This window comes from Wenzhouxiangella sp. YN1 (assembly GCF_056324145.1).
In genome coordinates this window covers 1-394 of sequence record NZ_JBJNIO010000044.1, presented here as the reverse complement: position 1 = coordinate 394, position 394 = coordinate 1, and the positions used below count along the sequence as shown (strand labels likewise).

Here is a 394-nt window from a genome sequence, read left to right as displayed (position 1 = left end):
CTTTATGGCGATCCGGGGTGCTGATCATTCGTCCTCTCCGTCCCCCCAGATCGCCCGGGCTTTTTTTGACAAGGTGAGCAAGGCCGCCGTCTCGGCCAGCGCCTTTTCCTTGCGCGCCAGCTCGCGCTCGAGTTCGCGCGTGCGGCGCCGCTGCTCGCGGTCGGCCTTGACCTGCTGACCACCGCGCTCTTCGGCCCAGTCGTTGGCCTGTTCGCAGGCACGGCGCCAGGCGGCCAACTGCTCCGGATACAGCCCGCGCTTGCGGCAGTACTCCGAGCGCTCGGAGGCGTTCATCGGCGCGGTTTCAATCACGGCGGCGAACTTGTCCCGGGCGCTCCAGCCCTGGGCGTCGGAGCCGGCGTCGGGGTACAGCTCACCACGGTCCCGAGCCTGC

General features: G+C 69.0%; 1 pseudogene. It reads right to left on the bottom strand.

The window, feature by feature from the left end:
- Positions 1–24: 24 nt before the first annotated feature.
- Positions 25–394, bottom strand: a pseudogene (locus tag ACEWQZ_RS00115) (IS3 family transposase); the annotation flags it as partial.